Origin of the sequence: Streptomyces sp. NPDC006544 (assembly GCF_040611715.1) — a bacterium.
Classification (GTDB): domain Bacteria; phylum Actinomycetota; class Actinomycetes; order Streptomycetales; family Streptomycetaceae; genus Streptomyces.
In genome coordinates, this window is the sequence record NZ_JBEXOV010000177.1 from 1 (window position 1) to 8202 (window position 8202).

General features: G+C 71.9%; 6 protein-coding genes and 1 pseudogene. 1 reads left to right on the forward strand and 6 read right to left on the reverse strand.

The window, feature by feature from the left end; translation table 11 throughout:
- Positions 1 to 24: 24 nt before the first annotated feature.
- From ABZY44_RS36840 to ABZY44_RS36860, 5 genes are all read right to left on the reverse strand, one after another.
- The gene (locus ABZY44_RS36840; RefSeq protein WP_356661780.1) at positions 25 to 570 is read right to left on the reverse strand and encodes a hypothetical protein; all 546 of its coding nucleotides are present in this window, start codon (positions 568 to 570) and stop codon (positions 25 to 27) included.
- The gene (locus tag ABZY44_RS36845) at positions 567 to 2351 is read right to left on the reverse strand and encodes a nickel-dependent hydrogenase large subunit (protein ID WP_356661782.1); all 1785 of its coding nucleotides are present in this window, start codon (positions 2349 to 2351) and stop codon (positions 567 to 569) included. Before ABZY44_RS36845 ends, ABZY44_RS36840 begins: the two co-directional genes overlap by 4 nt.
- Positions 2352 to 2477: 126 nt before the next feature.
- Entirely contained in the window at positions 2478 to 3533 is a 1056-nt protein-coding gene (locus tag ABZY44_RS36850) for a hydrogenase expression protein HypE (RefSeq protein WP_356661784.1), read from the reverse strand.
- Positions 3534 to 3701: 168 nt separating this feature from the next.
- Complete coding sequence (locus tag ABZY44_RS36855; protein ID WP_356661786.1) at positions 3702 to 5414, reverse strand: enoyl-CoA hydratase-related protein; 1713 nt, start codon at positions 5412 to 5414, stop codon at positions 3702 to 3704.
- Between the two features lie 318 nt (positions 5415 to 5732).
- A complete protein-coding gene (locus tag ABZY44_RS36860; protein ID WP_356661788.1) occupies positions 5733 to 6383 on the reverse strand; it encodes a TetR/AcrR family transcriptional regulator in 651 nt (216 codons plus the stop codon).
- Positions 6384 to 6507: 124 nt separating this feature from the next.
- Between ABZY44_RS36860 and ABZY44_RS36865 the strand changes: the two genes are divergently transcribed.
- Complete coding sequence (locus ABZY44_RS36865) at positions 6508 to 7539, forward strand: medium chain dehydrogenase/reductase family protein (RefSeq protein ID WP_356661790.1); 1032 nt, start codon at positions 6508 to 6510, stop codon at positions 7537 to 7539.
- 462 nt (positions 7540 to 8001) lie between these two features.
- Here the strand turns inward: ABZY44_RS36865 and ABZY44_RS36870 are convergent.
- Positions 8002 to 8202, reverse strand: a pseudogene (locus tag ABZY44_RS36870) (hypothetical protein); the annotation flags it as partial.

The window sequence follows — 8202 nt, forward strand, 5'->3', positions numbered from 1 at the left end:
GCGGGGACCACCCCGGGGTGCCGCTCACAGCACCCGCGTCGGGGTCTGCGGGCGGGTGTCGATCTGGAGCAGGACCGGCCCCGCGGCCTCGGCCGGAGCCAGCTCCACCGTGTTCACCTCGGGGGCGAAGCAGGCGAGGGCGTCCTCGACCGCTCGTGAGGGCCCCGCGCCGGCCGCGGCCCCGGTGCTGCCGCAGCCGCAGCCGCCTCCGGGCGCGGAGCGCAGCCGCAGTGTGCCGGTGGCCTCGTCGAAGCCGAGGACCTCCACGGGCTCCCCCGCGCCCGCCAGGGCGCGGGCGATGCGGGCGTCCACGTCCTCGGGGTGCAGGTCGTGCAGGGCGAGCAGGCTCGCCACCAGTTCGTCGTCGAGGAGCCCGGAGAGCGGGGCCTCGCCGATGCGGGCGACGATCCGGGCGAGCCCGGCGCCGTAGAAGTCCATGAGGACGCGCACCAGTTCCTCGGCTGCCGCGCAGACCTCCCGGTCCCCGGTGGCGGCGATCCGGTCGAGCACTTCCTCGACCCGCGCCCCCGTCTGGCGGGCATCCGCCCGCACGCTCGGGCCGGCGCTCATCCGCCCAGTCCGCTCAGGCCGGTGGGAACGTGCATCTGCTTCACCGTCTGGCCGCCGCCCACGTACATGTGCACCCCGCACGGCAGACAGGGGTCGAAGCTGCGTACGGCCCGCATGATGTCGATGCCCTTGAAGTTCTCCGGGGTGTTCTCCTCGAAGATCGGGGTGTTCTGGACGGCGTCCTCGTAGGGGCCCGGGGTGCCGAAGGTGTCGCGGGTGCTCGCGTTCCACGGGGTCGGCGGATACGGGTGGTAGTTGGCGATCTTGCCGTCGCGGATCACCATGTGGTGCGAGAGCACGCCCCGTACGGCCTCGGTGAAGCCGACGCCGAGGCCCTCGTCCGGGACCTCGAACTTCTCCCAGGTCTGGGTGCGCCCGGCGCGGACCTCCGCCAGGCCCTTCTCCGCGCAGTGCAGGGCGATGGCGGCCGCGTACGCCTGGAAGTAGGTGCGGGCGCGGTTGCGTTCCAGCGCGTTGCTCCACTTCGGGATCTTCCACTCGAAGCGGGTCTCGGGTTTGGTCATCGTGCGGGGCAGGGTGATGACCACGCTGTGCCCGGTGGCCTGGACGTAGTCGGTGTTCACCAGGCCGGACAGAGCGGTGGACCACAGGCGGGCGAGGGGGCCGCCGCCGGTGTCCAGGGCGAGGTGGTCCTTGCCGTCGAACCAGCGAGGGGACATCACCCAGCTGTACTTGTCGTCGAAGTTCCGCTTCTGCGGGGCGGGGATGGTGTGCTGGTTCCAGGGGTGACGGGCGTCGACGGGGTTGCCGAGGGGATCGTGGGTGACGAACTTCTCCTGGCCCTGCCAGTCGTCGTAGTAGGAACTGCCGAGCAGGATCCGGATGCCGAGGTTGATCTCGGTGAGGTCGTTGGTGACGAGCTTCCCGTCCACCACGATGCCCGGGGTGACGAACATCTTCCGTCCCCAGTCGGTCATGTTGGCGTAGGTGAAGTCGCAGTGCTCGGGGTCGTTGAGCGCACCCCAGCAGCCGAGCAGCACGCGGCGGCGGCCGACCTCCTCGTACCCGGGGAGGGCCTCGTAGAAGAAGTCGAAGAGGTCGTCGTGGAGCGGGACGACGCGCTTCATGAACTCGCAGTACCGCATGAGGCGGCTCATGTAGTCCGTGAAGAGCTGCACGGAGGCGATGGTGCCGACGCCGCCCGGGTAGAGGGTGGAGGGGTGTACGTGGCGCCCCTCCATCAGGCAGAACATCTCGCGGGTGTAGCGGCTGACCTGGAGGGCCTCGCGGTAGAACTCGCCCTCGAGGGGGTTGAGCGAGCGCATGATGTCGGCGATGGTCTTGAAGCCGTGTTCGCCCGCGTGCGGGGCGGGGGTGCGCTCGGCCAGCTCCAGGACGCCGGGGTTGGTCTCGCGGACCATCTTCTCGCAGTAGTCCACCCCGACCAGGTTCTCCTGGAAGATGTTGTGGTCGAACATGTACTCCGCCGACTCGCCCAGGTTGATGATCCACTCGGCGAGGTGGGGCGGCTTCACCCCGTAGGCCATGTTCTGCGCGTAGACGGAGCAAGTGGCGTGGTTGTCACCGCAGATGCCGCAGATGCGGCTGGTGATGAAGTGCGCGTCGCGGGGGTCCTTGCCGCGCATGAAGACGCTGTAGCCGCGGAAGACCGACGAGGTGCTGTAGCACTCCGCGACCCGCTTCTGCTTGAAGTCGATCTTCGTGTGGATGCCGAGACTGCCCACGATCCGGGTGATCGGATCCCAGGCCATCTCCACCAGGCCGCTACCGTCGCCGGCTGCCTTCGTATTCGGTGCCATCGTGTCTGCCGTGACCCTTCGGTGCTGGATCGGTGGTTCGTACAGGGGTGCGGGTGCGGGTGTACGGGGGGTGGGTGCGGGCGCGAGGCGCGGACGCCCGCGCCCGGGTCGGGGCGACCCGCCCGGTCACCAGGGCGGGCGGTAGCCGGTGGTCAGTTCGTCCCCGCGGTGGCGCCACTTCGGCTCCTGGTCCACGGTGTGCGCCGTCATCGCCCTGAGCTTGCGGACCACCGCGCCGTAGGCGCCGCTCGCCGCGCTGGACACCTTGCCGCCGGGCGGTTCGTCCATGAAGGGCATGAACTTGTCGGGGAAGCCGGGCATGGTGCAGGCGATGCAGATGCCACCCACGTTCGGACAGCCGCCGATGCCGTTCATCCAGCCGCGCTTGGGCACGTTGCACTTGACGACGGGACCCCAGCAGCCGAGCTTGACCAGGCACTTCGGGGAGTCGTACGTATGGGCGAACTGCCCCTGCTCGTAGTAGCCGGCCCGGTCGCAGCCCTCGTGCACGGTCGCGCCGAACAGCCAGGTGGGGCGCAGCTTGTCGTCGAGCGGGATCATCGGGGCCGAACCCGCCGCCTGGTAGAGCAGGTAGGTGAGCGTCTCGGAGAAGTTGTCGGGCTGGATCGGGCAGCCGGGCACGCACACGATCGGGATGCCGGCCTTGGACTTCCAGTCCCAGCCCAGGTAGTCGGGCAGGCCCATGGCACCGGTCGGGTTGCCTTCCATCGCGTGGATGCCGCCGTACGTGGCGCAGGTGCCGATCGCGACGACCGCGAGGGCCTTGGGTGCCAGCCGGTCGATCCACTCGCTGGTGGTGATGGGCTGGCCGGTCTCCGGATCGTCACCGAAACCGCACCAGTAGCCCTCGGGCTTGATGCTCTCGTTGGGGATGGAGCCCTCCACGACGAGCACGAAGGGGTCGATCTCCCCGCGCTCCCCCTTGAAGAACCATTCGATGAACGTGTCCGCACCGCCCACGGGTCCGCATTCGAAGTCGATCAGCGGCCAGTGCACGGCGATCTTGGGCAGACCGGGCAGTACACCCAGCACGATCTCTTCGATGCTGGGCTGCATGGCCGCGGTCAGCGACACGGAGTCGCCGTCGCAGCTCAGCCCGGCGTTGATCCAGAGGATGTGGATCGGGGGGTCCTCGGTCTCGGTCGGCGCTGCTGTGGCCATCCGGATGCCTCCTAGGGGAGGAGTGGAGGGGGAGGGGGGAGGTGAGGCCCGTCGTGCGGCCTCACCCTTCTTGCTAACAGGTGAACGGCCCGGGTGCCCGGTCATGTGCGGCCAGTCCAGTGAACGGGTCCGGTGCCGCCACCGTGCGCGCGGGCATGCCCGGGCCGCTCACCGTCTGCGGACGTGCGCGGCCAGGTGGGCGGGGGTGGCGGCCGGGGGTTCCTTGCGTACGAACGCCCTGCGCAGGGCGTGGTACGGGGCCTCGGGGTCGAAGAAGGTGTCCCGCATCCGGGCCAGCTCGGCCTCGCGGTACGAGGCCAGCGGACGGGCCGCCTCGTCGAGCTCGCGCCGTGCCTTCTTCTCCGCGATCCGCCTCTGCACCGCGGGTGAACCGGCCATCCGGACGGCCAGCCGGGCCGTGACGTCGGCGAAGGCCCCCGGCCCGCAGGCGACCGTACGGTCGGCCAGCCCGAGCCGCGCCGCGGTGTCGGAGCCGACGGGCAGGGCGTCGCGGGTGAGCCGCTCGGTGAGCTCGGCGCCGACCCGGCGCGGCAGGGTGTACGTCCAGTACTCCGAGCCGTACAGCCCCATGAGCCGGTAGTGGGGGTTGAGGACCACCCCCGAACGGCACCAGACCTCGTCGGCGGCGAGCCCGAGCAAGGCGCCGCCGGCGGCGGCGTTCCCGCCGAGGGCCGCGACGACGAGGCGGTCGGTGGTGGTCAGGACGGCTTCGACGAGGTCGTCCATGGCGTTGATGTTCGCCCAGGACTCCACGGCCGGGTCGGCGGCGGCCTCGATGACGCCCAGGTGGATGCCGTTGGAGAAGAAGTCCCGCCCGCCGCCGAGGACGAGCACGGAGGTGGGACGGGAGCAGGCGGCCCGGTAGGCGTCGAGCAGGCGGCGGCACCGCCCGGTGTCCATCGCCCCGCTGGGGAAGGAGAAGGTGAGGAACCCCGCCCCGCCCTCCTCCCGGTAGCCGATCTCGGCCCCCGAGTGCGGGTGCGCGGTGCCCGTGCCGAGCACGGGGGCGGGGTGCTCCGGGAGCGGTCGCGGACGGTGGGGCGGGCGCAGGAGGCCGCCGAGGGCCACCGTGGCGGGGAGCTTCACGGGGGCGGGTTCCCCGGGAAGCCGCTTCGCCCGGATCTCGGGGATCCAGACGGCGCCGTCGGAGGTGGCCCGGCAGACGGCGCCGGCGCGCGTGGCCAGCAGCTCGCCGGGGCGGCCCCGCAGGTGCGGCTCCGGGTGGCCGCCGTGCAGGTACCACTCGCCGCCGAGCAACTCGTCCCGTACACCGGGCTGGGAGTCGGCGGCCCGCAGCACGCGCAGCACCCGCTCCGTGGGGTCCGTCCGCCAGTCGATGGCGCGGTGTTCCTGGCGCAGGTACGGCAGGGCGTGGCCGGTGGTCTGGGGCTCCGGGGCGTAGGTGCCCGAGGCGAAGCGCTCGACGGCGAGCAGGACCGCCTCCAGCGCGGCGTCGGCGATCTCCCCGCGGTACAGGTCGCTCTTCGAGACGGGGGGAACGGCGCATTCGACGGTCGCCCATACGTCGCCGGCGTCCATCTCCTCGACGGCCTGCAGGACGGTGACGGCCCAGCGCGTCCGCCCTTCCTGGACGGCTCGGTCGAGGGAGGAGGGGCCGCGGTCGCCGACCGGGCCCGGGTGGACGATCAGGCAGGTGCGGGTGGACCACACCTCCTGCGGGATCGCCGTGCGCAGCATGGGCGCGATGATCAGGTCCGGCTGATGACGGTCCACGGCCTCGGCCAGGCGTGCTCCGGGCAGGGCGAGTTCGACCGCGACGTGATGGCCGTGCTCGCCCAGCTCGGCGTAGACGCGCTGCGTGAGGCTGTTGAAGGCGCTCGCGACGAGCAGGACGTGCACGTGATCTCCTCCGCTGTCCGGCCACGGATCATGACCGGATCATGACCGGCCGCCTGAGAGCCTGAGGGAGCGCGGTGGCTCCGGGTGCGGCGCCGGGCGGAGGGGTCACTCGAAAGCGCGGGCGGGCGGGGCCACTCGGCCGTGCCGTGTGGCCGTGCCTGTGGCGTCGCCGTGTTGCGTCGCCGGGTGGCGGCGGCGGAAGGATCGCGGGACGCGGAGCGGGACGTCGGCGGCGCGCGGGACGGCAGTCGGGGCCGGTGGTGCCGTCGCCGGCCACGGCCGGGCCGGTGGGAGGCCGGGCCGCGTGGTGCCGGACGGTCAGGGGCCTGCGACGGCCTCGGCCTCCGCGGTGTAGAGCACGGCCGGATCGAACCCCATCCCGGTGAAGTGGCCGGCGAGTTCGAGGGAGAGGACGCCGTGCAGGCGGGTCCAGAACGTGAGGGCGCGATGCAGCGCGGACGGCGGGGCCGGGTGGTGCGCGGTCCAGTCCCGGTGCCCGTCCAGGTGCGTCTCCAGCGGTGACGGCGGCCCGGGAGGGGGGGCGTCGGCGGTGCAGGCGTCGAGGAGGACGGCCATGATCTCCGCGGCGATGCGGGTGGTGTCCTCGGGGGCGCGGTAGCCGGGCACGGGGGTGCCGTAGACGAGGAGGTACCGCTGGGGGTCGGCGAGGGCCCACGCGCGCAGGGCGTGCGCGAGGTCGCCGAGACCGGCACCGGCCCCGGCGCGGGCGCGGAAGGTGTCGGCCAGGCTGCGGTAGGCGTCCCTGATGAGCTCGCTGATGAGCTCGTCGCGGTTGGCGAAGTAGCGGTAGAGGGCCGGTCCGCTCATGCCCATCTGCTTGGCGATGGCGTTGAGGGACAGGGCGGAGGCCCCGGCCGTGGCGATCTGCTCCCGGGCGTGCGTCTTGGCCTCTTCCCGCACCTGGGCGCGGTAGCGCTCCCTGGGGGTCCGTGCGTCCGGCTCGCTCACGACCTGTCTCCCCGATCTCTCTCCGAGCTGTTGGTTAGAAGGTATCACGAACGTTCTTGACTCTCGCGCCTGGAGCAAGTTATAACTTCTAACGAACAAGAGAACTTCTACGAAACGAGTGACCATGAACAGCGAACGCCTCGTCCAGGTCGTCCTGCCGGGCATCGTGGCCCCCGAGGACCTGCAGATCCGCCACGCGGCCGTGCCGGAGGCAGGCCCCGGGCAGATGGTGATCGCCATGGAGGCGACCGGTGTCTCCTTCGCGGAACAGCAGATGCGTCGCGGGCGGTACTACGACCAGCCGCCGTTCCCGTTCGTGCCCGGCTACGACCTGGTGGGCCGCGTGCGGTCGACCGGCCCGGGAGTCGACCCGGCCCTGACGGGACGGCGGGTGGCCGCACTGGTGAAGGTCGGCGCCTGGGCGAGCCACGTGCTCGTCGACGCGAAGGACGCGATCGAGGTGCCGGACGGACTGACGGCGGCCCAGGCCGAGACCGTCGTGGTCAACGGCATCACCGCCTGGCAGATGCTGCACCGCACGGCCCGCGTGCGCGCCGGGCAGACCGTCCTGGTGCACGGAGCCGGCGGCGGTGTGGGCTCCGTGCTGGTCCAACTCGCCCGCGCGGCCGGCGCGAAGGTGATCGGCACGGCCTCCGTCCGCCACCACGAGGCCCTGCGGGAACTGGACGTCACCCCGGTCGACTACCGGTCCGGGGACGTCGCGGCCCGGGTCCGGGAGCTGGCCCCCCGTGGCGTGGACGCCGTCTTCGACCACGTCGGAGGCCGCAGCGTCGTCGATTCCTGGCACCTGCTCGCGCCCGGCGGCACCCTCGTCTCCTACGGCAGCGCCTCCACGCGCGACGACACCGGCTCCAAGCAGGCGCCCGTGCTGAAGATCCTCGCCCGCACCTGGCTCTGGAACACCTTGCCCAACGGCCGCCGCGCACACTTCTACAACATCTGGGCCGGCCGTGCGCTGAACAAGGACCGCTTCCGTGCCCGGCTGCGGACCGACCTCACCGAGGTCTTCTCCGCCGTGCGGCGCGGCGACGTCACCGCCCGGATCGCCGCCGAACTGCCGCTCGCCAGGGCCGCCGAGGCCCTGCGCCTGGCGGAGTCCGGCACCGTCACCGGCAAGGTCGTCCTGACGCCCTGACCGCCGTCCTGCCGCACGTGCGACAGCCGGACGCCCGCACCCTCCGCCCCGCCCCGACCGGCCCCGTCCGACTCGCCCTGCCCTGCCTCGCCCCGACCGAGACCCCCACCCGGGGACCCCAGCCATGAAGATCCGCCCCGCCCGCGCCGCGGCCACTCTGATCTGCGCCACGGCCGCCACCGTCGCACTCGGCGCCACAGCCTTCGCCGCACAGCCCGCCGGCCGGCACCTGCCGAGGGTCGTCGCCGCATGGGCGTCCGCCGGGAACGGCGGCGACCCCGGCGCGCTCGGCGCACTGTTCACCCCCGAGGGCTCCTATCCGTGGCTCCGGTGCGGGCAAGCCAAAACCCCGAGGCGGTCTGCCCCGGGGAGTGACGTGGAGGTCGCCGGTCGCCTTGTGGGCGCGGTGCGAGCGGGTCGTTCGGGTCGTTGAGGGGTTGTCGGGTTCCTGTGTACCCCTGCTCAGGTGGGGAGCGGGGAGTCGATTCCCATCAGGGCGAACCAGTTGCCGTCGACGTAGTCCTTCTTCCAGGTGTCGAGCTGCTCGTCGGAGATCTTGTACTTCTTGGTGATCTTGTCCCTGGTCTCGTCGGAGTCGTCGGCCACCAGGGTGACGGCGATGCGGATCCGGTCGATGACCGTCAGTTGGGACTTGGTCTTGTC

Excerpts from the sequence above, each read along its gene's own strand:
- ABZY44_RS36840 (WP_356661780.1), bottom strand. The coding sequence starts at position 570 with ATGAGCGCCGGCCCGAGCGTGCGGGCGGATGCCCGCCAGACGGGGGCG.
- ABZY44_RS36845 (WP_356661782.1), bottom strand. The coding sequence starts at position 2,351 with ATGGCACCGAATACGAAGGCAGCCGGCGACGGTAGCGGCCTGGTGGAG.
- ABZY44_RS36850 (WP_356661784.1), bottom strand. The coding sequence starts at position 3,533 with ATGGCCACAGCAGCGCCGACCGAGACCGAGGACCCCCCGATCCACATC.
- ABZY44_RS36865 (WP_356661790.1), top strand. The coding sequence starts at position 6,508 with ATGAACAGCGAACGCCTCGTCCAGGTCGTCCTGCCGGGCATCGTGGCC.